Annotated in this window: 19 protein-coding genes; 3 read left to right on the forward strand and 16 right to left on the reverse strand. The window is 48.9% G+C overall.

All coding sequences use genetic code 11. The features are described 5' to 3' along the window. Positions 1-228: 228 nt before the first annotated feature. The 9 genes from HYN46_RS15910 to HYN46_RS15950 all read right to left on the reverse strand — a co-directional run bounded on the left by HYN46_RS15910 (position 229) and on the right by HYN46_RS15950 (position 8386). Complete coding sequence (locus HYN46_RS15910; RefSeq protein ID WP_114900303.1) at positions 229-687, reverse strand: hypothetical protein; 459 nt, start codon at positions 685-687, stop codon at positions 229-231. An 8-nt stretch (positions 688-695) separates the two neighbouring features. Further along, the gene (locus HYN46_RS15915) at positions 696-977 is read right to left on the reverse strand and encodes an FAD assembly factor SdhE (RefSeq protein WP_114900304.1); all 282 of its coding nucleotides are present in this window, start codon (positions 975-977) and stop codon (positions 696-698) included. Then, a complete protein-coding gene (locus tag HYN46_RS15920; RefSeq protein ID WP_114900305.1) occupies positions 977-1699 on the reverse strand; it encodes an ABC transporter ATP-binding protein in 723 nt (240 codons plus the stop codon). The genes HYN46_RS15915 and HYN46_RS15920 overlap by 1 nt, the downstream gene beginning before the upstream one ends. Further along, complete coding sequence (locus HYN46_RS15925) at positions 1696-2568, reverse strand: ABC transporter ATP-binding protein (protein ID WP_114900306.1); 873 nt, start codon at positions 2566-2568, stop codon at positions 1696-1698. Before HYN46_RS15925 ends, HYN46_RS15920 begins: the two co-directional genes overlap by 4 nt. Further along, on the reverse strand, positions 2561-3649 hold the full coding sequence (locus HYN46_RS15930) for a branched-chain amino acid ABC transporter permease (RefSeq protein WP_228254835.1): 1089 nt from the start codon (positions 3647-3649) through the stop codon (positions 2561-2563). Before HYN46_RS15930 ends, HYN46_RS15925 begins: the two co-directional genes overlap by 8 nt. Beyond that, positions 3649-4578: a branched-chain amino acid ABC transporter permease gene (locus HYN46_RS15935; protein ID WP_114900307.1), complete on the reverse strand. Its 930-nt coding sequence runs from the start codon at positions 4576-4578 to the stop codon at positions 3649-3651. The genes HYN46_RS15930 and HYN46_RS15935 overlap by 1 nt, the downstream gene beginning before the upstream one ends. Before the next feature lie 149 nt (positions 4579-4727). Beyond that, positions 4728-5402: a hypothetical protein gene (locus HYN46_RS15940; protein ID WP_162818267.1), complete on the reverse strand. Its 675-nt coding sequence runs from the start codon at positions 5400-5402 to the stop codon at positions 4728-4730. Between the two features lie 36 nt (positions 5403-5438). Then, positions 5439-7805: a GSCFA domain-containing protein gene (locus HYN46_RS17385; protein WP_162818268.1), complete on the reverse strand. Its 2367-nt coding sequence runs from the start codon at positions 7803-7805 to the stop codon at positions 5439-5441. Between the two features lie 305 nt (positions 7806-8110). Beyond that, the gene (locus tag HYN46_RS15950; protein WP_114900309.1) at positions 8111-8386 is read right to left on the reverse strand and encodes a metal/formaldehyde-sensitive transcriptional repressor; all 276 of its coding nucleotides are present in this window, start codon (positions 8384-8386) and stop codon (positions 8111-8113) included. Between the two features lie 96 nt (positions 8387-8482). Between HYN46_RS15950 and dmeF the strand changes: the two genes are divergently transcribed. Then, the gene (gene dmeF / locus HYN46_RS15955; protein WP_114900310.1) at positions 8483-9562 is read left to right on the forward strand and encodes a CDF family Co(II)/Ni(II) efflux transporter DmeF; all 1080 of its coding nucleotides are present in this window, start codon (positions 8483-8485) and stop codon (positions 9560-9562) included. A 61-nt stretch (positions 9563-9623) separates the two neighbouring features. On the opposite strand, the gene folP is transcribed toward dmeF, so the two are convergent. The 3 genes from folP to rlmE form a co-directional block, all read right to left on the reverse strand. Then, entirely contained in the window at positions 9624-10472 is an 849-nt protein-coding gene (folP, locus tag HYN46_RS15960) for a dihydropteroate synthase (RefSeq protein WP_114900311.1), read from the reverse strand. Positions 10473-10559: 87 nt separating this feature from the next. Continuing rightward, a complete protein-coding gene (gene ftsH, locus HYN46_RS15965) occupies positions 10560-12464 on the reverse strand; it encodes an ATP-dependent zinc metalloprotease FtsH (protein WP_114900312.1) in 1905 nt (634 codons plus the stop codon). Between the two features lie 221 nt (positions 12465-12685). Beyond that, positions 12686-13378, reverse strand: a complete 693-nt coding sequence (gene rlmE / locus HYN46_RS15970) for a 23S rRNA (uridine(2552)-2'-O)-methyltransferase RlmE (protein ID WP_114900313.1) — start codon at positions 13376-13378, stop codon at positions 12686-12688. Between the two features lie 282 nt (positions 13379-13660). Between rlmE and yhbY the strand changes: the two genes are divergently transcribed. Next, positions 13661-13984, forward strand: a complete 324-nt coding sequence (gene yhbY, locus HYN46_RS15975) for a ribosome assembly RNA-binding protein YhbY (RefSeq protein ID WP_114900314.1) — start codon at positions 13661-13663, stop codon at positions 13982-13984. 326 nt (positions 13985-14310) lie between these two features. Further along, positions 14311-17145 carry an aconitate hydratase gene (locus HYN46_RS15980; RefSeq protein ID WP_114900813.1) on the forward strand — a complete coding sequence of 945 codons (2835 nt, stop codon included), beginning with the start codon at positions 14311-14313 and terminating at the stop codon, positions 17143-17145. A 55-nt stretch (positions 17146-17200) separates the two neighbouring features. Here the strand turns inward: HYN46_RS15980 and HYN46_RS15985 are convergent, their stop codons facing one another. Genes HYN46_RS15985 through HYN46_RS16000 form a run of 4 tightly spaced genes read right to left on the reverse strand, consistent with a single transcriptional unit; the run spans position 17201 to position 20709 of the window. After that, positions 17201-17989: a crotonase/enoyl-CoA hydratase family protein gene (locus tag HYN46_RS15985; RefSeq protein WP_114900315.1), complete on the reverse strand. Its 789-nt coding sequence runs from the start codon at positions 17987-17989 to the stop codon at positions 17201-17203. A gap of 44 nt (positions 17990-18033) precedes the next feature. Continuing rightward, positions 18034-19119 carry an AraC family transcriptional regulator gene (locus HYN46_RS15990; protein WP_114900316.1) on the reverse strand — a complete coding sequence of 362 codons (1086 nt, stop codon included), beginning with the start codon at positions 19117-19119 and terminating at the stop codon, positions 18034-18036. A gap of 37 nt (positions 19120-19156) precedes the next feature. Continuing rightward, positions 19157-19921: an SDR family NAD(P)-dependent oxidoreductase gene (locus HYN46_RS15995; RefSeq protein ID WP_114900317.1), complete on the reverse strand. Its 765-nt coding sequence runs from the start codon at positions 19919-19921 to the stop codon at positions 19157-19159. After that, entirely contained in the window at positions 19921-20709 is a 789-nt protein-coding gene (locus HYN46_RS16000) for an SDR family NAD(P)-dependent oxidoreductase (RefSeq protein WP_228254836.1), read from the reverse strand. Before HYN46_RS16000 ends, HYN46_RS15995 begins: the two co-directional genes overlap by 1 nt. Positions 20710-20755 lie beyond the last annotated feature (46 nt).

A 20755-nucleotide genomic window follows, 5' to 3' on the forward strand; every position in this document is an offset into this window, starting at 1 on the left:
CGTCCTATTATTTCGCTCTCAAAGCGGTATGAATAATTGAGTGGCACAACAATAATTGTCTGCCAAAACGTGTTGCCCTTGATGCGGTATTGCAAAATCACTGCAATCTGCAAAGCGCTAGTAAGAATGTTATTGCGAGGAAATACAACAGAAATTTGGTATGAATTAGTAACATAAAACGATAACCACATCACACTATATACCATGGCTCGTTTCTTCGTTGACGGATCAGCGCTTTGACGGATTCATTTCCAAAGGCGTCCAAAATCGCGCCAACACCATCAAACGTCGCCAATCATCAGCACACACTTGATCACGCCAGATGACCCAATATCTGATTTGACATTTAGATGAACTCTCAATCCTAAACCCGAGAACCATCACCCACCCCACGCGGTGCAGACTATGCAAATGCCCTTCTGCTTTATTTTCCGCCAAAGGGGCCTTAGGCAGGACAGTCACCCAGCGCCAAACTTGACGATCCATATGAATCAGTTGCACAAGCCGCGTCTGATGGAGGCCTGCATAATAGGTATAAAAAGCATAACCTGCCAACCCTAGCAAAAGGACTACTTTGGCCAAAAGAGGTAATGTGCTTAGAAGACTAAGGAGCACCACAAATAAAAACGCCACGATAGTCATCCCCCACTGCATCTTGCTGGGCTGAATCGTGGCGTTGATTTGCATGGAGCCTCTTACGCTCTCAGCGATTTCAAACGGGCAATAATCGCGGTGAGACTGGCTGGAGGTTCAGTGACGTTCATAAACCAATCGAGCAAATCAGGATCCTCCTGATCGATCAGTTCGGAAAAAGCTGCTTTCTCCGTGCTATCGGCTTGCAAAAAATGCTCACGCACATAAGGATCAAAATAATAATCCAGCTCTTTTAATCCACGTCTGGCGCGGTAAATCACTTTACGATCCGCAAGATTAATTTCTGCTGGGGTCTCTGGATTGCTGATAGCTTGATTCGACATTACGCTTCTATTCCTGCACCGAGATAGGCCGCTTGAACGCGGGCATCATGTAATAAATCTTGTCCTGTGCCACTCAAAGTCATTTCGCCATGTTCCAGCACATAAGCGCGGTCTGCCAGTTGCAATGCACCGCGTGCATTTTGCTCGACCAGCAGGATGGATAGACCGGTTTCTTTGAGCTCTGCCAAAGTCTTAAAGATCAACTCAATCATGAGTGGCGCAAGCCCCATAGACGGCTCATCCAGCAGCAGCAGTTTGGGACGCGAAAGCAAAGCACGACCAATCGCCAACATCTGCTGCTCCCCGCCCGACAAGGTTCCCGCCAATTGGTCACGGCGCTCTGCCAAACGCGGAAAACGTGCAAAGATGGACTCCAGCTCACTCTCACGCCAATCATGCAGATAAGCACCCATTTGCAGATTTTCCAGCACGGTCATTTTAGAAAAGACACCGCGCCCTTCGGGCACCAGTGCTAAACCTTGACCGACGCGCTGGTGGCTGGCAAGCGTGCTGATTTCCTTGCCTTGATAGATCACAGAACCCGTAGAAGGCACCAAGCCTGCCAAAGCATTCAAGGTCGAACTCTTACCCGCGCCATTGGCACCGATCAGACAAACCAATTCGCCTTGATTGACTTCAATATTCAGACCCTGCATCGCATGGATGTTGCCATAGCGGACGTGCAAATTACTTACACTTAACAGTTTTTCATGTACGCTCATGGTGTCGTTCCTGCGTGGTCATCTTGTAGTGAGCCCTGTGCGGTCCCGGCGATAGGCATCGCGCCTTTTCCTGAGTTGGGCATATCATCACCACCTAAGTAGGCCTTAATCACCCTTTCATCGCGGCGGATCTCTTCTGGGGTGCCATCCGCAATCTTCTCACCAAAATCCAATACACTAATGCGCTGACAAAGACGCATCATCAATCCCACATCATGTTCAATCAGCACGATCGTCATGCCATCGGCATGCAGACGACGAATCAAATCTTGCAGTTGTGCCGTCTCGGTCGGATTCATACCCGCTGCGGGTTCATCTAGAGCAAGTAAGCGCGGTTTAAGTGCCAGCGCCCGGGCAATCTCCAAACGGCGTTGGTCGCCATAAGACAAGGTGCGCGCAACGCGATCCGCCACATCTTTGGATAAGCCCACATACTCCAGCAAGCGATAGCCTTCTTGACGAATCAAGCGCTCTTCGCGTCTTGCAGCAGGAGTCCTCAGCACAGCACCAAAGATTCCCGTTTTGGTCTGGCTATGTTGCCCCACCATGATGTTTTCCAGCGCCGTCATTTCACTGAATAAACGAATATTCTGAAAGGTTCGTGCGAGTCCCTTTACGGCCAACACCTGTGGACTGGTTTTAAGACTTAAGGATTCGCCATCAAAATTGAAGCAGCCAGAGTCGGCCTGATACATACCCGTCATCACGTTAAACAGGGTCGTTTTACCCGCCCCATTGGGACCGATCAGGCCATGAATGGTGCCTTGCTGAACGCTCAAACTGACATTTTTTAACGCATGTACACCGCCAAAGGATTTATTGATCCCTTCAAGCTGGAGTAAGGGTTGAGATAGGCTGGGATTAGTCATGATGGAACTCCTCCTTGCGGCGACGCGACGGCAGTAAGCCTTCAGGTCTAAAGAGCATCATGCCCACCAGCGCAATGCCGAAAATCAGCATCCGCACATTATCCGGATCAACCACTTGGCGTCCAAACAGTGCCTCTTGCAAAGGGTGAATAACGGCACGCAAAGCTTCTGGGGTCAGCGTGAGCAATACCGCACCCAAAATAACACCCGCGATATTACCCATACCGCCTAGTACCACCATACACAGCACCATGATCGATTCCATCAAACCAAAGCTGGTTGGATCGATAAAACCCTGAAAGCTGGCAAACATGCCACCCGCAACGCCACCAAAACTGGCACCCATCGCAAAGGCCAGTAGCTTGATGTTCCGGGTATTGATGCCCATCGCCTTAGCCGCAAGCTCGTCTTCACGAATCGCAACCCAAGCGCGGCCGATGCGGGAGTTTTCTAGACGCATACATACGCCGATGATGATCAGCACCAGAATTAAAAACAGGTAGTAATAGAGATAAGCGCCATTGAAATGCTGGCCAAAAAGATCAAAACCCGAGCCAAAGGAGTGACCAAAGAAGGCGAGATTATCAATCCCACTGATTCCTTGGGTACCGTTGGTGATATTGACGGGACGATCCAGATTTTGCATAAACAAACGCACAATCTCACCGAAACCCAAGGTCACAATCGCCAGATAATCCCCACGCAGTTTCAAGGTCGGGGCACCCAAGATCGCACCCGCAAGACCGGCAAAACCCGCGCCTATCGGAATCAGAAGCCAAGGCGAAACATGGATATTTAAATGGGGTGATGCCAGCACCGCCACCATATAGGCACCCAATGCATAGAAAGCGATATAGCCCAAGTCAAGTAGACCCGCATACCCGACAACGATATTCAGACCCAGCGCCAGCATGCAGTACAACAGCGCATAGTCCGCTGTCCGTACCCACGATGGACCCATCAAGCCCAATGCAAAGGGCAAAAGGATCAGTGCGAGTGTGAGGATAAAAAATGCCGATTTCTGTTTGACTGAACGCGGCTTCATCTTTTTCGGTGCCAGTGTGTCATTGATGGTTGTCATTATGCGCGCTCCGACTCACGTTCACCCAGTAAGCCTGAAGGACGCACCATCAGTACTGCGATCAGTACGATAAAGGCAAAGATATCTTTGTATTCACTGCCCATCAAACCGCCGGTCCAATCCGATAAATAGCCAGCCCCCATCGCCTCGATAATTCCAAGGACAAAGCCACCCAATACCGCGCCACGAATATTACCAATACCGCCTAATACCGCCGCAGAGAAGGCTTTTAGACCGAGCAAGAAACCCATGGTGGCGCTAGCTTGACCATAACTTGCGGTGTACATCACCCCTGCTAAACAGCCAAGTCCAGAACCCAGCATAAACACGCTACTGATGATTCGATTGACATTCACCCCCATCAGCGCCGCCACGCGATCATTCTGCGAGGTGGCACGCATGGCACGTCCTAGACGGGTGCGCTGTACAAGTATCCAAAGACCAATCATAAGCACAATGGACAGTACAAAGGTGCCCATCTGATATGCGGTGATGCGTGCACCCAGAATATTAAACGGATCGCTGGTCAGCACTTCTGGGAAACGCTGATAACCGCGTCCCCAGATCATCATCGCCAGATTCTGCAGTACAATCGATACACCAATACCGGTAATCAACGGCGCAAGGCGTGGCGCACGGCGCAGTGGCCTATAGGCAATCCGCTCAATACTAAAACCGAGTAAGGCACAGACAGGCAGTGCAAGCAGGACAGCAACCACGAGGAGCAGATAAGGCGGAATGCCTAAATTTAAACCAATTAATGTCGTGAGAATCGTAACCGTGGACATTGCGCCCACCATTACCACGTCACCATGTGCAAAGTTGATCAAACCGAGAATCCCATAAACCATGGTATAACCCAGTGCAATCAATGCATAAATACTGCCAATAATCAAACCATTAGCAAGCTGTTGAATGAAAATATCCACGAATACTTGTATTCCTAAAAACGTATAAGGCGATCATCTAAACGATCAATTAGAGGTATTTTAAAGCATGAAGTATGCCGTTTTTATTGAATTCGCGATATATAGATTGTTTTCTATTTTTATAACTGACCATTTGGTTAATAGGGCAACTAGAAACTCTGTCTGAGCACATCACCCAACGTTAAGGCATTGGGGACCCAATGCTGAAGTAACCATGCCCCACCAACCACGACCAATCCAGTAAAGAATAGAGACCAGCGCGTTAATTGCCAAAATGTATAGAGATAGGGTTGAACATCAGCACGGCGTAGACGTTGATAGATCTGGACAGAGATCACGCTGTCCAGTGTCAATTCTGCCATCAAGGTGGGGGCTGCATAAATTAACCAGAATGTACCACCCAACAGCACAAATAAAAGCAAAAATTCAAGATCCATTATGCTGGTGGGTAAGACATTGGCTGCATCCACATAATCTACTTTCGATGAGGAATGAGCCGATTGTGAATTTTTGCTCATCTCATTGGCATCAAGATCCGAAGCAATATGCTTGGGATGCGATCCTGTCCATAGCCACAAACTCAGACAAAGGGTCAGATAACCAAAAAACAAACCTGCCGCATAGCGTAACGCCATGCTCTCCGTACCGACTTTCAATAAAAGACTGGATACAATAAAAGCAACGAGCCCCGCAAGCAGCACAAAACTCGCCATCGTCAGTTTAGGCGAACGCCACCACCGAATTTCGTATTCAACTGTGGTAATCGCCTGTCTACGCGAACGAAAGAAAGGCCTCCTCCTTGAACCTAAATCACTATCGCTCAACACAACACTCCATAGCCGATTCAATCAAGAACCTTGTCAACGATCCAGCGCCTCTTCATCACAGACAATCGCAGCAAGTCGGGCATTTTGCTCCAGTAGTTCCTCACTAAAGGATTTAGCATGATGCGTAATGTCCGATTGCTCAGTAAGCAGCGAAGCGATAGAAGGCGCATCACTTGCATAGTGCTGTAAGAAAAGCCGCATTACATGCTCCACGCCTTCCGGTTTCACCGAACGCAGATCACTTTCAAAGTATTCACCACGGGTGTAACTACCCGTGATGATCTCATAAGAGGGAAAGTATTCGCACATGCTGTGCTGTAAGGAGATTTCTTCAGCTGCAGCACGCAGCGCGGACTTACTGTATGTTGTGGAAACCAGCACATGGCGATCCTCATAGGTCGCAATCAAAGGCACGGGTGAGACCGTGATCAGCATCTTGGCTTTAGGATTGACCCCAAGTAATCGACCAATAAAACCTTTTAAGTCAGCAACGACATCAGCGACTTGGAAGTTAACAAATTCATAGCGAGTCGTATCCATCTCGCCCGCCACAACCCCTGGCGCCAAAGGAAACACCGCACCATCGGTTCGGCTCTGCCATGACTCGGTCAGGCCCAGCGTAAAGACCAGCACATCCAGACTTTCAAACATATCGCGTACCGAAGCAAAATGCTTCTCACGGTCCGCATTTAAGTCTTCAATCGACGTAAAACCTTCAGGCTCAACCTGCGGTCTAAACGGATCAACCAGCTTGCCATCATCCCGCACCCAATAGCTTTCCTCTGGCGTGTAATGACCATATGCACGATCAAATAATTGCAGCAATTGTCGAGCCGTATAGATATTGCCGAAACGTGCTGAGAACACCCCATAATTACGGCGCTGGGCTTCGTCGGCAGTCAGATCAATTTCTGAAAGATCGCCCTTTTCACTGATGAAGTAGTTAAAACCCTTCTTCTGCAATGTGCGGGAGATGTGCTGAGCAAAACAACTGCCGGCAGTAGCCACTTTATCTTGGCGATCTATTTTAAATCCTGAGCGCAGCACAGGATCAATCGTATGCATGGCTGACTTTTCTATGGCGAGGCGCCAAGCCGAATCAACATCCTTCATGGCGGGTCGTTCTATCGCACGGCGCCAGAATTGATAATCCGCCAATCCACGATAAGGATTACCACTTGGTGCAACCTCTGGTGACGCTTCGCTGGACACAAGGTCTACGCTTACCGCTGCCTCTGCCACTGGTGCAATAGCTTCTGAGCGAGGCTTTGCATGCAGGTTCGAGGCAAATTGGGCTAAATTTTCAAAACGTGCATGACTAAAACTATCGCACGTTAAATCATCGCGATTGAAGGTCTCAAAAATCTCAAAAGAACCGTGCACAAACTCCTCAAGCCCCAGCATATCTACTTGGCGACCCGCAGCGTTGCCACGTTTAAAATGCATGGATGTGAACTCAGGTTTCATCCCGAGCGCACGGCCAATCTCAGGATAGACGGGCCATGCCGTCAAACTGCCGAGGTCATCTTTAATATAATCTTCCACATAGGGCAGCGTGCTAATTCCCTCACGCGCAAGCGCTGCCCGTGCTACATCCGCTAGGACAAAGAGTTTAGGATGGTTCATGGTATGCATCCAACAACCACGCTTGGACCAATTGGCAATATGGTCGCCAAGGGGAATCCCGCACCGCTCCCACTCATTATTCAGCCACGCAACAGACGCATCCCAATAGTCAAAGAAACCAAGCGCTTCATAGACATCGGGATTATATAAACTGATAGTCTTTTCAGGACTAAAGCCATTCTTCCAGCTATAAAAAGCCAACGATGAACCATATGGACCGATCGGGCTGGGGACATGGTAGCCTTCACGATGAATATGCACACAATCCGGTTGGAATGCATTGAAGATTACGATGGGCAAGGCTTTGCTTTTCTTGCGGATATCCGGATAGTACGCTTCGATCAGGTTGACCGTATCCCAACCGGACTGGACCAATACCAGATCAGCCTCCATAAAATAACTGATATTAAACTGTCCCATACGGAGACCCTGCAGCAGTTCAGGCGTATGACAATAGAACTTGGTCACGACTTCGGTAGACAGGTAAGGCATGATTTTGGCCATACCGCGCCCATGACAATTGCCAACCACAACAATACGCATCTTACCCGGCGTTAGCCAAAGCTCATCTTCATTTTCGGCAACGGTATGGAAATCAGCGACCCCAGAGCCGACATTATTGCGAATCTTATATTCTTCGGATTGCATCAGGAGATTGATGAGAGAACCTTCATCAAAATTCTGCATATGTGAAGCAATGACTGCAGGAGACTCTGGCAGTCTACCCAACATAAATCGATATGCCCAATTAACTGCTTCTTCACTTAACGCCATGTTAATACCCCAAATATTAATTCAGCGCTTAAGCCTGCACAGAGTCCTTTGTCTTTAGAGCTTAATTACGCAGAATGACGAATAAAATTTTCTTAGATTTAATTGTTTTTTAATGATTAACCTTAATCATCTATCTTCACTTGTATCATGACAATCTCTGATAAACAAGCATGATTTTCGGCTTCTTTGAAACACATCTTGATCCTGTAGGCGACGATCTGAATAGGCATCAACTTTAAATTGAATGCGTCATGCCGTAGCCAAAAACCTCAAGCATGACTTAAAACCTTTAACGCCTATACAGCCTACTTTAAATACGACTTCAAAATGCCCACAACCTGCTCCACTTCAAGCTGACGCTGCTCAGTTGTTAGATCATCAACGCCAAGATGTTCACGGATATGTCCATCCAGCACCTCAACCATGAGGCCATTAGCGGCACCCCGAATAGCGGCAATTTGCTGAAGAATTTCAATACATTCCACTTCTTGATCAAGAACTTTTTCAAGTGCTTCGACCTGACCTTTAATCCGGCGAATGCGGGTCATAATTTTCTTTTTGTCATGGATCGTATGGGGCATAGCAACCTCGATTAAGTTTCTTTATACTAGGGGGGAGTATACACACGAACGCCTAAATTCGCGACGCTCCCCCTCTACCGCTTTGGAGGCATGACCATGCCAGCACCGCTATCATCGCATCATTCGCATGAGACAGTCACGTCCATACAACACGCTCGGCCTAAAACCTATTCTTTCAATATCAGTAACCCCATGGCTGAAAAGAAAATTAAGTGGGCGGTTATCCTGACTGCGCTGATGATGGTTGCAGAGATTGCGGGTGGTTATATCTTTAATTCGATGGCGCTGCTGGCCGATGGCTGGCACATGAGTACCCATGCCATGGCTTTGGGGTTATCCATGCTGGCTTATGTCTTGGCAAGGAAGCTCTCACAAGATGCCCGCTTTACTTTTGGAACGTGGAAGATAGAAATCCTCGCCAGCTTTACCAGCTCAATCCTCTTGATTCTGGTTTCTGCATGGATGCTATTTCAATCCACCGATCGCCTACTCGCTCCCACACCGATTCACTACGATGAAGCTATCTTTATTGCCATCATTGGTCTTGCGGTCAATCTCATTTGTGCTTGGCTACTCAAAGATAACCATAGCCATGGACACAGCTCTTCACACACTCATGGACATGATCACGGGCACGGTCATGACCATGCCTCGCATCACGACCACGCCTCACATGGACATGACGACCATGGGCATGCATCGCATGGCGGTAACCACGATCTGAATCTGCGCGCTGCTTATATCCATGTCATCACTGACGCGGCAACATCTGTGCTGGCCATTATTGCCTTGATCGCAGGTAAGCTCTGGGGCGCGAACTGGCTTGATCCAGTGATGGGTATCATTGGCGGTATCTTGGTGGCCATCTGGTCATACGGCTTGATTCGCGACTCTGGGCGCATTCTGCTCGATGCAGAAATGGATGCTCCCGTGGTAGCCGAGGTGATCGAAGTGATTCAGCACAGTCCAATCCCTGCCACTATCAATGATATCCATGTCTGGCGCGTTGGCAAAGATCAATATGCCTGTGTCTTGAATCTCTGCACGGATCATGTTGAAGCCAATTCAGATTATTTCCGTAAACAGCTCAGCATTCATGAAGAATTGGTGCATATCATCGTCGAGGTCAATCAACCTTTGATCAATAATGAGCAACATCTCCACCCTCATGCATAAGCAATAAGCCATAAAAAAGCCTGATTCATCATGAATCAGGCTTTTTTATGCGTTCAAATGCTTAGGGTAATTGACTAAACACCGACAGCATCTCAACCGTCGCGCGGACATCATGAGTCCGAATAATCGACACCCCCTGCTGGACTCCGAGCAATGCCGCGCCCAGACCCGCATAGATCCGCTCATCCACAGCGGCACCATTAAGAATCTCACCCAGCACCCGCTTGCGCGAAATACCCATCAGCATCGGCAGCTCTAAAGTATTCAGCTTCCAGATTTCATTGAGTAGTTGCAGGCTCTGCGGCGTATCTTTGGCAAAGCCAAAGCCCATATCAATAATAAGGTTATCGGCCATAATTCCTGCCGCAAACGCCTCTTCAATGCGAAAAGACAGCTCGGTATGCACCTCACGCGTCACATCGTGATACACCGCCAGATCATTCATGGTGGCTGGCTCACCGCGCATATGCATCAGGATCACAGGCAGTTTTAGCCTTGCAGCCGTATCCAACGCGTTGGGGCGAGTTAAAGCACGTACATCGTTCCAGATCGTTGCACCCGCGTCTACCGCCGCACTAAACACCTCAGGACTACTGGTATCAATCGAGATGATTGGATCAAAACCTTGCGTAAGCGCCTCCACTAAAGGAATGACCCGATCCAGTTCTTCCTGCACTGACACTGGCGCAGCATTCGGTCGCGTCGACTCCCCACCAATATCAATAATACTGGCCCCTTCATCCAGCATCAGTTCGGCATGCTTAAGCGCAGTATCTAAATGATTAAAGCGTCCGCCATCAGAAAACGAGTCCGGCGTGACATTCAAAATACCCATAACCTGTGGACGCGACAGATCAAGCGTATGCTTGCCGCATTGCAGGATACGTTTAGGCAAAGGATGCAGTTTCATCTCAAAGTTCCTTTTTTATAATCTAAGCCTTTTTATAAAATAAAAAGCCCTCGTTTTCACGAAGGCTCTTTGATCACATCTTCAAGATTACATCGCTGGTAGTGGGGGCGGTAAAACCGCACCTTCTGGTGGTACTACAGTGACTGGCACAGGGTTAACTGGTTCGTACACTTTAGGCTCACGTGGCTTACGGCCTTCCATGATATCAACCACTTGATCACGATCAATGGTTTCCCATTTCAGCAAGGCTTCTACCATCACTTCAATCTTGTCTTTGTTGGCTTCAATCAGATCACGGGCAACGGTATATTGCTCTTCCAAGATTTTACGAATCTCTTGGTCGATCAATTGCTGTGTTGCTTCGCTGACCGAACGATTACCGATTTTGCCAAAGTAACCACCATCTTGCGAATCATCTTCGTAAACCATGATGCCGAGTGCATCGCTCATACCGAACTTGGTGACCATCGCACGGGCGATTTTGGTCGCACGTTCAAAGTCGTTTGAAGCACCGGTTGATTTCTGATTCACAAACACTTCTTCAGCAATACGACCACCAAACAGGATCGACAACTCATTCAACATCTTGTCTTTGTAGTTGCTGACGCGGTCAAACTCAGGCAACTGCCAAGTTACACCCAGAGCCCAACCACGCGGCATGATGGTGACTTTATGCACAGGATCAGTGTTTGGCAACAGCTCAGCAACCAAGGCATGGCCCGCTTCGTGATAAGCGGTATTTTTACGCTCATCTTCACGCAGCACCATCGATTTACGCTCTGGACCCATGAAGATCTTGTCTTTGGCATCTTCAAAGTCATGCATATCGACCGTGTTCTTGTTGCGACGTGCTGCAAACAAAGCCGCTTCATTTACAAGGTTTGCCAAATCCGCACCGCTCATACCCGGCGTACCGCGTGCAAGCACTTTGGTTTCTACACCCGTGGCAGAAGGCAATTTCTTCATGTGAACATTCAGAATTTCTTCACGGCCTTTGATGTCAGGCAAGCTCACCGCCACTTGACGGTCAAAACGACCGGGACGCAGTAAGGCTTTGTCCAATACGTCTGCACGGTTGGTCGCAGCAATCACAATCACGCCTTCTGAACCTTCAAAACCATCCATCTCAACCAGCATCTGGTTCAGTGTTTGTTCGCGCTCATCGTTACCACCGCCCATACCTGAACCGCGATGACGACCAACCGCATCAATCTCATCGATAAAGATGATACATGGTGCATGGCGCTTGGCTTGTTCAAACATATCACGCACACGTGATGCGCCGACACCGACAAACATTTCGACAAAGTCAGAACCTGAAATCGAGAAGAAAGGTACTTTCGCTTCGCCAGCCACTGCTTTTGCCAGCAAGGTTTTACCAGTTCCCGGTGGGCCAACCATCAGCACACCGCGTGGAATCATCGCACCCAGACGCTTGAATTTAGTCGGATCACGCAGAAAGTCCACCACTTCAACCAATTCAGCTTTCGCTTCGTCACAACCTGCGACATCGGCAAAGTTCACTTTGATCTGATCTTCAGTCAGCATCTTGGCTTTGGATTTGCCAAAGCTCATCGGACCACGACCACCGCCGCCGCCCGAACCGCCGCCTTGCATATTACGCATGAAGAACATGATCAACAGGATGATCAACAGTACAGGAAAACTGGCCACCAGCAGTTGCATCCAAACGCTTTGACGTTCTGGAGCAGCACCTTGGATTTCCACTTTCTGTGCAGTCAGACTTGGCATCAGCGCATTGTCAGCGATACCTGGACGGACGGTTTCAAAAGGGGTCTTATCCTTGCGCTCACCCGTGATGCTCTCGCCATCAATCTTGACGCTCTTGATTTGCCCTGCGTTAACCGCAGTCACAAACTCAGAGTAGCTCAGAGGATCGGGCTTCTTTTTGTTCTCGAAATTGCTGAATACCAGCACGACAATGCCAATAATCACCAACCACAGTACTGTATTCTTGACGATATCGTTCAAGGCTTTTCCACCTATGGTTACTTAATTAAATAAAAAAGTCAGTCAAACTTTTTCAAACCTACACTCATCATTTGTTTGACTTACATTAACGTGATTACAGTCCAGCAACAACCTTATTCCGTGGTCATTACGTCGGATTTTGTCACGTTTTGTACATCTACGCGTTACATAACTTCACAATTCTGTTGCTGCAAATCGCCTGTCACGGCAGCTCAAATCCATCAATCTTCGGTATCCATCACATCAGATTCGGCATCATTTGATTTGATCGCGCTGACCTTCCGCCCTTGAGCAAGCAAATACACTTCGGGTGAACGAGGACGTGAAGCCTTCGGCTTGACTGCTTTAATGACCGTAAACTCTTTAAAAATCGCTTTCCGATACTCATCAAAGCCTTCACCCTGAAAGACTTTTACCAAAAACTGACCTTTTTCATCCAGCACCTTGCTGGCAAAGTCGAGCGCCAATTCGCATAGATACATCATACGCGGCTGATCGACAGCACTATTACCTGATGTATTGGGTGCCATATCCGAAATTACAATGTCTACTCGTCGGCCATCTAAGATTTCGAGCAATTTATTAAAAACACTTTCTTCACGAAAGTCGCCCTGTAAGAAGGTCACCCCACCCAGATGATCCATCTCTAAAATATCTGATGCAACAACCATACCGCGCTCTCCGGTCAGCTTGGCGGCGATTTGCGACCAACTACCCGGTGCCGAGCCCAAGTCCACCACAGTCATGCCGGGCTTGATCAATTTATATTTTTCATTGACCTCAAGCAGCTTATACGCCGCACGTGAACGGTAGCCATCCTTATGGGCTTGCTTCACATAGAAATCATCCAAATGCTCACGCATCCAAGCCTTACTACTTTTGGATAGTTTGTTATTGGTAATACGAGTTGCCATGTGTTGCGTTCCATTTGAATATACGGGTGCTTTGCTGCGCTGGGCTAAAAACAATCAAGAGCTGGTTTTTAAATGAACAGCGCAAATTGATGCAAAAACAACGAAAAAATTTTGTGATATTTGTCTATTTTAAGCCAAAAGTCGTTTGGATGCTTGATTGATGTGATGATCTGTCATATTTAAGCGCGTTTTTAAGCTACAATAGGTATCACTTATTTTTTTAAACGATTCTTTTGCCACACAGCAAGGATCGGTTGTTTTACATACTACAAAGGTTTTGCTATGCCCGCTCTTACCACTCATGAACGCAAACGCTTACGTCGCATTGGGCATGAACTTAGTCCCATCGTGATGATCGGCAACCACGGCCTGTCGGATGGCGTCATTGAGGAACTCCGCCGTGCGTTGGCTGACCATGAGCTGATTAAGGTTAAAGTCGCTGGCGAAGACCGCGAACTGCGCCAAACGCTGATCGACAGTGTGATTGAAGTCAGTGGTGCAGACGTTGTGCAACAAGTCGGTAAAATCATCCTGATGTTTAAAAAAGCCGAAAAACGCAATGTTCATCTCTCTAACTTAGTGCGCTTTGCGCATTTGGATGACTAATCCCACAAATGACGTTTTATAGAAGCAAAAAGCCCAGAATTCGATTCTGGGCTTTTTTATGAATTAAACATTCACTCGTCATCTGAGCACATTATCTTTTTCTAGCTCTGATATAGAGTCTTGATCTCAGAAAATATCGTTGATATCTAGACCTGTCGCCGTGCACTAACCCATTTGCATAAAGAAACAATCCAACTACTTTCCAAGCCTCTCTCGTCCAAAAATGAAGCGTAGAATAAAGCGCACAATCTGCAAATCATTGCGGGTTAATGAATTCGTCTAATGTCGCTCGCCTGAAATTTTGCCAGCAAAACCCAGAGGTCATCATGTCATTACACAATCTGCACGACACCCTAAAAACAATCACTTTAAAGAATGGCGAGAGCAGACAGCTCTTCTCGCTCCCGGCATTGGAAGCCGCAGGTGTGGGGCCGATCTCCAAGCTGCCAGTTTCGATCCGTATTGTCCTTGAAGCCGTACTGCGTAATGTCGATGGCAAAAAAATTACCGATGAACACGTCAAACAGCTCGCCAATTGGGAACCGCTTGCCAATCGTGTTGAAGAAATTCCTTTCGTAGTCGCACGTGTAGTGCTGCAAGACTTCACTGGTGTGCCACTACTTGCCGACCTTGCCGCAATGCGTAATGTCGCCGCGCAAATGGGCAAGAACCCCAAAGCCATCGAACCGCTGGTGCCTGTTGATCTGGTGGTTGACCACTCCGTGCAAGTGGACTTCTACGGCACCGCAGACTCACTGCGTAAAAACATGGAATTGGAATTCAAACGCAATAATGAACGCTACCAGTTTATGAAGTGGGGCATGCAAGCCTTTGATACCTTTGGTGTCGTGCCACCCGGATTTGGTATCGTGCATCAGGTCAATCTGGAATACCTCTTCAACGGCGTACAGAACAAAAATGGCGTGCTCTATCCCGATACACTCGTCGGTACTGACTCTCATACGACCATGATCAATGCTGTCGGCGTGGTCGGTTGGGGTGTGGGAGGGATTGAGGCCGAAGCTGGCATGCTCGGTCAGCCAGTCTACTTCCTGACCCCAGATGTGGTGGGTGTCGAACTTAAAGGCAAACTGCGCGAAGGCGTGACCGCAACCGACTTGGTACTCACCATCACCCAAATGCTGCGTAAAGAAAAAGTGGTCGGTAAATTCGTTGAATTTATTGGTGAAGGCACCTCGTCGCTGTCGCTCACGGATCGTGCCACGATTGCCAACATGGCTCCTGAATACGGCGCAACCATGGGCTTCTTCCCTGTGGATGAAGTGACAGTAGACTATATGCGGGGTACAGGTCGTAAAGAAGAAGACATCGACGCATTTGAGTCATATTTCAAAGCGCAAAATCTATTTGGGATTCCCAAGGGCGGTGAGATCCATTACAGCAAAAGTCTTGCTCTAAACCTCGATACCATTGTGCCATCACTGGCTGGACCGAAGCGTCCGCAAGATCGCATCGAACTGCCGAGCATGCAAAAAGACTTCGATCATCTGTTCAGTGCCCCACTGCCTGATAACGGATTCAACAAAAACCAAGGTGATCTGCATAAGCGCTACACAACCAAGCGTACGCTGCCGCATAACGTCGAAACACCGCATAAATCAGACTATCAAGGCACAATCATTCGCGGTGAAGCCGACATGATTGCCAATCGCCCAACCGCAGATGCTGCCGCGCCAGTTGCGCATGCCACCGAACAATACCTTGATCTGGGACATGGTGATGTATTGATTGCGGCGATCACCTCTTGTACCAATACCTCAAACCCCAGCGTGTTGATCGGTGCAGGTTTACTGGCGAAAAAAGCCGTCGAAAAAGGTCTACAGGTTAACCCACGGGTCAAAACATCGTTCGGTCCCGGTTCTCGCGTGGTTCCAGAATATTTAACCGCGGCAGGTCTGCAATCCTCACTGGATAAGCTCGGATTTAACGTTGCGGCTTTCGGTTGTACGACCTGTATTGGTAATGCCGGTGATCTGGCTGCAGAGTTCAATGAGTCGATTATCGAAAATGACATCATTGCAGCAGCGGTGCTCTCGGGAAACCGTAATTTCGAAGCGCGGATTCATCCTAATATCCGCGCCAACTTCCTTGCCTCTCCGCCACTGGTCGTCGCCTTTGCCATTGCAGGCCGAGTCAATATTGATATGACCAGAGAACCACTCGGCACAGGCAGCGATGGTCAACCGGTCTATCTCAAAGACATCTGGCCGACGAGTGAAGAGATCAATGCGCTGATCAAATACGCACAAGATCCTGCTGTCTATCGGGAGAAATACTCCGACTTCACCAAAGACAACGATCTGTGGAACGATATTCAAAGCGCACATGGCGATGTCTACACTTGGCCGACTTCGACCTATATTGCCAAGCCGCCATTCTTTGAAAACTTTGCCATGACCCCAAGTCCGGTTAAAGAAATCAAAAACGCCAAAGCCTTGCTGGTGCTTGGCGACTCGGTCACCACTGACCATATTTCGCCAGCAGGTTCATTCCGTGCAACCACACCAGCGGGTACGTACTTGACTGAACACGGCGTGCAATTGGCCGACTTCAATACCTACGGCTCACGCCGCGGTAACCATGACATCATGATTCGCGGTACCTTTGCCAACGTGCGGGTAAAGAACCTGATGCTACCGCTACGCGATGATGGTTCTCGCATCGAGGGCGGTTTCACTCTGCTGGATGGCAAACAAACCACGGTCTATGACGCTGCGATGGAGTACATCAAACGCGGCACGGCAACGGTGGTCTTTGCGGGTGAAGAATACGGTACGGGTTCCAGTCGTGACTGGGCGGCAAAAGGCACGCAATTGCTCGGGGTCAAAGCCGTGATTGCTCGTAGCTTTGAGCGGATTCACCGCTCAAACTTGGTCGGTATGGGCGTGCTGCCGTTGCAGTTTAAAGGCACGGATTCAATCGAGTCACTGAAGATCAAAGGCGATGAAACCTTTGATGTGATCGGTGTCAATGATCATATGACTCCACAATCTGACATCACCTTGAAAGTCACTCGTCCTGATGGCTCCACCTTTGATGTGGTACTGCTATCGCGGATAGATACGGCCATCGAAGTGGATTATTTCCGTCATGGCGGCATCCTGCCATTCGTGCTGCGTGAGATCTTAGCCAAAGCTTAATGTTAATTATCTCTAATCTTTCCCCCTCTCTAAGAGGGGGAAATTTTATGCTCCATCAGTTGCCTTCAAACTTTGCCGTGGTTCGGTTTTTAAAGGCTTCCACCCCGCGTTTTGCATCCTTACTCAAGAATAATCGTAGAATCTGCCATTTAATCCGTGACAACGCGGTTCGGCTGCCTTCGGCTTGTGCCAAACGCGTCGATTTTAAAATCGCTTGTACACCCAGCGGTGCTTGTGCAGCTATTTTCTGTGCAATCTCAATGGCCGTTTGTAGCTCCTGACCATCTGGCACAACTTGCTGCACCACCCCCAGTCGATAAGCCTCATGGGCATCAAACCAATCGCCCGTCAGGATATAACGGTAAGCATTATTCAGACCCACCGATTGCGGCCAGCGCACCGTGCCACCGCCAAAAGGAAATAGTCCACGACTGACTTCGTATTGGGTAAACTTTGCCGACTCGGCTGCCACACTGACCTGACCACTCAGCATCAACTCAATACCGAGTGTAAAGCAGCGGCCTTGTACAGCAGTCACAATCGGCTTAGGGCACTGCGGTGTACTGACACCCCACGGATCAATCATGCCTCGCGGCACCAAGGGTTTGATTAAGCTTTTGGGGAGATATTTAGCGATGGCGGGCATGTCGAGACCCGCGGTAAAATCCTTGCCTTGCGCCCAGACCACGCCGCAGCGCAGCTCGGGATCCTTTGCCAATTGGGTATAGGCAGCAGCAAGTTCATGAATAAGTTCAGGGGTAAACGCATTCAATTTTTCGGGACGGTTAAAGCCGATGAGCAAGAGATGCCCACGCTTCTCAACCAAAATATGCGATTGATCCATGACATGATCTCCTTGATCTTAAAGTAGACAAAACCATTCGCTCTTTAACCTATCAAGCAGTCTTCTTCATTTTTGTCTGGCTGCATAGGATGTTTACGTAAGTCACCGGGTGTACGCCCCGTAGCCTGTTTAAAAGCACGCGTAAACGCCGCCTGACTGCTAAAACCCAGTTGCTGCGCCACTTTGCTGAGGGGCAACTCACCACTGGTCAGCAGCCACTCAGCCCGCTCCATGCGCACACTTTTGGTCAGTTCCAGCAAAGAGGATTCCTCTTCACTAAGGCGCCTCGCCAATGTGCGTACCGACATCGACAATTGACTGGCGATCTCAGCAGCATCCAACTGCTGCCCATGAATAATCCCTTGCGTCAGTAAACGTTGTACTCGCTGGGTCAATGGTCTGGCTTGTGGGATGCTCTTTAGTTGGCGAGAGAGCGTGGTCAGCAGCATGTCATGGGTAATGCGATTATGCGTCAACAAAGGCTGATTTAAGATGCTACGGCTGATGGTAAAACCATTACGGGCACTACCAAACTGCACCGGCTTACCAAAAAAGTGTTCATAAGCCTCCAGATTTTCAGTGCGTATATGGGTCAGCTGCACCTGAGTATCTTTTCGGACCTGAGGGCGAGCATGCAACTGCGTGCCACTCACAAACTCTGTCATGCGAGCAAAGCCTGCAATAACGAACTCCATCTGCACTTCGTCAAACGGTGAACCAAACTCTTGTAATCGCTTGATATAGACGCGCGACTCATGGTGCAAGTCCTCACGGTGCAGCTCCATGGAAGGCATCAACAGAGGAAAGAACTCAATCGCAACATTCAGCGCATCCCCAAGCGTTGCCGAAGTAAGTGCAGCGATACCGACTAAGCCATGAGCCGTGGGTGGAAAATGAGCCAGCAATTGCAAAAAATGCGGCTCTCCCGGCAGCATATATTCAGATCCCAACTGCATGGCCGTTTTAAACTGGGCCAGCGTCAGATACTGATTGGGATCGACCAGATCTTCAGGGGTGAGCCCCATTCGCTCAAAATATTGCGCTTCATTGCCCTGACGAGCACGAATCAGCGACAGCGTCAGCTCGGCATGAGACACGGGAAACAAAAACTCTCGAGTCGTCTTACGCATACCTGTTACATCCCATTTTCATTTCACGCATGACAAGTCACCATGCCGCAGAACTTGGACGCAGTTCAAGCTCTTGCGTCCATGCTTCTTTCGCTTGGGTATGGATCTGCCAACACGTCGAGGCTACCGCTTGTGCAAATCGCTCAGCGGGTTCTCCGCTCACATCCCCTTCATCCAGCAAAATATGCGCGATGTGAACGCCTTGTGGGTCAAACTCTCGCGCCATAGACTGGGCCAAAGCACGCACTCCGGCTTTCACCGCCCCAAAACCACTGAAGTTCGGCTGGCTGTGGATCGCATCGATTGCGTCAACAAAAATAATCGTTGCGGAGCGCTGAAGCTTACGCTTTGAGCGATGAAGTAACATCGCTTTCAATGCTGTCTGGCCGATCACAAAGGCACTCAACCCATGCACACGCCACAAAGACTCTAATTCCTTCGGGGTCATCGTCAATGTGGCAATCGAAGTCGATCGTGTTGGCGCATGAACAATCCATTCTGGCACTAAACCCGCAACCGCCAGATCAGTAAATAATGATTGCACCGCATCCACCGAACAGATATCCAGACGGACTGCATAAATACTCGGTAGATCAATTTCAAATGCAGGTATCGCACACGTTGCCTTAGGCACATCCGGATCATGAATCACGCGATAGGTAACCAAACCCGAGCGAATAGCCTGCGCACAGAGTGCAGAAACCACTGCGGAATCCTGATCCAAATCCACAATCACAGCACAACCCCGTGCGAACTTGGACTTGCTAGAGAAAATGCTTGGTAAGGAGATTTTAAAGGTCATTAGAACTTCTCCTTAAATGGACGTAAATCCAGCTCATGCGTCCACGCCTCAATCGGCTGCTGATGCAGATGCCAATAGTTCTCAGCAATCGCTTCAGGTTTGAGACTACCGGATGCCCCCTTGATCAAGGTTCGAACTACACGACCAACGCCAAAACCAAGTTGATTGATCCGATCGCCATCTACTGCGCCATCAATCACGACATGTGCCACATGCAGCCCTTGCCCAGCAAACTCACGCGCCAGACTCTGGGCAAAATTGCGTAAGCTCGCCTTGCCTGCAGCAAATGCGGCGAACATCGGTTTACCTCGCAGTGAGGCCGATGCCCCGGTGAAAATGAGTGTACCGTGACCTTGCGGCAACATACGACGTACGGCTTCTTGTCCCACCAGCGCACCCGCCAGAAATGTAGTGCGCCAGAGATGCTCATAAAAGCTGGCTTCTGTATGCAAAAACCGCGATGGGGTATTGCCACCCACATTGTGCACAACCAGTTCAGGGACTCGCTGCTCATCGGCAATATGCTGGAATAACGCAGTGACCTCAGCAGGCTTCGTACTATCAATCACATACGCGGAGGCTTGCCCACCTTGTTTGATAATTTGTGCCACAACCTGCTCAATCTTGCTCGCGGTGCGACCCGCCACATACACGTGTAATCCCGCTTTGGCACTGCGTAAGCAGACCGCCCCGCCTATGCCCTGCACTGCACCCACGCCGATCACGACAGCGCATGGCGTCATACTAATGTATTGATTAGTCAAATTTTCTATATTTGAAGAAGCCATATCATGTTCTATCCTGCATCCCGATGTGACGCCATGCTAATCGATA

Source organism: Aquirhabdus parva (genome assembly GCF_003351745.1).
GTDB classification, from domain to species: Bacteria; Pseudomonadota; Gammaproteobacteria; order Pseudomonadales; family Moraxellaceae; genus Aquirhabdus; species Aquirhabdus parva.

What these genes read in the sequence shown, in the direction of transcription:
- HYN46_RS15980 (WP_114900813.1), top strand. Translation starts at nt 14,311, where the DNA reads ATGTCATTACACAATCTGCACGACACCCTAAAAACAATCACTTTAAAG.
- HYN46_RS15925 (WP_114900306.1), bottom strand. Translation starts at nt 2,568, where the DNA reads ATGACTAATCCCAGCCTATCTCAACCCTTACTCCAGCTTGAAGGGATC.
- HYN46_RS15920 (WP_114900305.1), bottom strand. Translation starts at nt 1,699, where the DNA reads ATGAGCGTACATGAAAAACTGTTAAGTGTAAGTAATTTGCACGTCCGC.
- yhbY (WP_114900314.1), top strand. Translation starts at nt 13,661, where the DNA reads ATGCCCGCTCTTACCACTCATGAACGCAAACGCTTACGTCGCATTGGG.
- HYN46_RS15950 (WP_114900309.1), bottom strand. Translation starts at nt 8,386, where the DNA reads ATGCCCCATACGATCCATGACAAAAAGAAAATTATGACCCGCATTCGC.
- HYN46_RS15990 (WP_114900316.1), bottom strand. Translation starts at nt 19,119, where the DNA reads ATGCGTAAGACGACTCGAGAGTTTTTGTTTCCCGTGTCTCATGCCGAG.
- rlmE (WP_114900313.1), bottom strand. Translation starts at nt 13,378, where the DNA reads ATGGCAACTCGTATTACCAATAACAAACTATCCAAAAGTAGTAAGGCT.
- HYN46_RS15995 (WP_114900317.1), bottom strand. Translation starts at nt 19,921, where the DNA reads ATGACCTTTAAAATCTCCTTACCAAGCATTTTCTCTAGCAAGTCCAAG.
- HYN46_RS15930 (WP_228254835.1), bottom strand. Translation starts at nt 3,649, where the DNA reads ATGACAACCATCAATGACACACTGGCACCGAAAAAGATGAAGCCGCGT.
- HYN46_RS15915 (WP_114900304.1), bottom strand. Translation starts at nt 977, where the DNA reads ATGTCGAATCAAGCTATCAGCAATCCAGAGACCCCAGCAGAAATTAAT.
- HYN46_RS15985 (WP_114900315.1), bottom strand. Translation starts at nt 17,989, where the DNA reads ATGGATCAATCGCATATTTTGGTTGAGAAGCGTGGGCATCTCTTGCTC.
- folP (WP_114900311.1), bottom strand. Translation starts at nt 10,472, where the DNA reads ATGAAACTGCATCCTTTGCCTAAACGTATCCTGCAATGCGGCAAGCAT.
- HYN46_RS16000 (WP_228254836.1), bottom strand. Translation starts at nt 20,709, where the DNA reads ATGGCTTCTTCAAATATAGAAAATTTGACTAATCAATACATTAGTATG.
- HYN46_RS17385 (WP_162818268.1), bottom strand. Translation starts at nt 7,805, where the DNA reads ATGGCGTTAAGTGAAGAAGCAGTTAATTGGGCATATCGATTTATGTTG.
- HYN46_RS15910 (WP_114900303.1), bottom strand. Translation starts at nt 687, where the DNA reads ATGCAAATCAACGCCACGATTCAGCCCAGCAAGATGCAGTGGGGGATG.
- dmeF (WP_114900310.1), top strand. Translation starts at nt 8,483, where the DNA reads ATGCCAGCACCGCTATCATCGCATCATTCGCATGAGACAGTCACGTCC.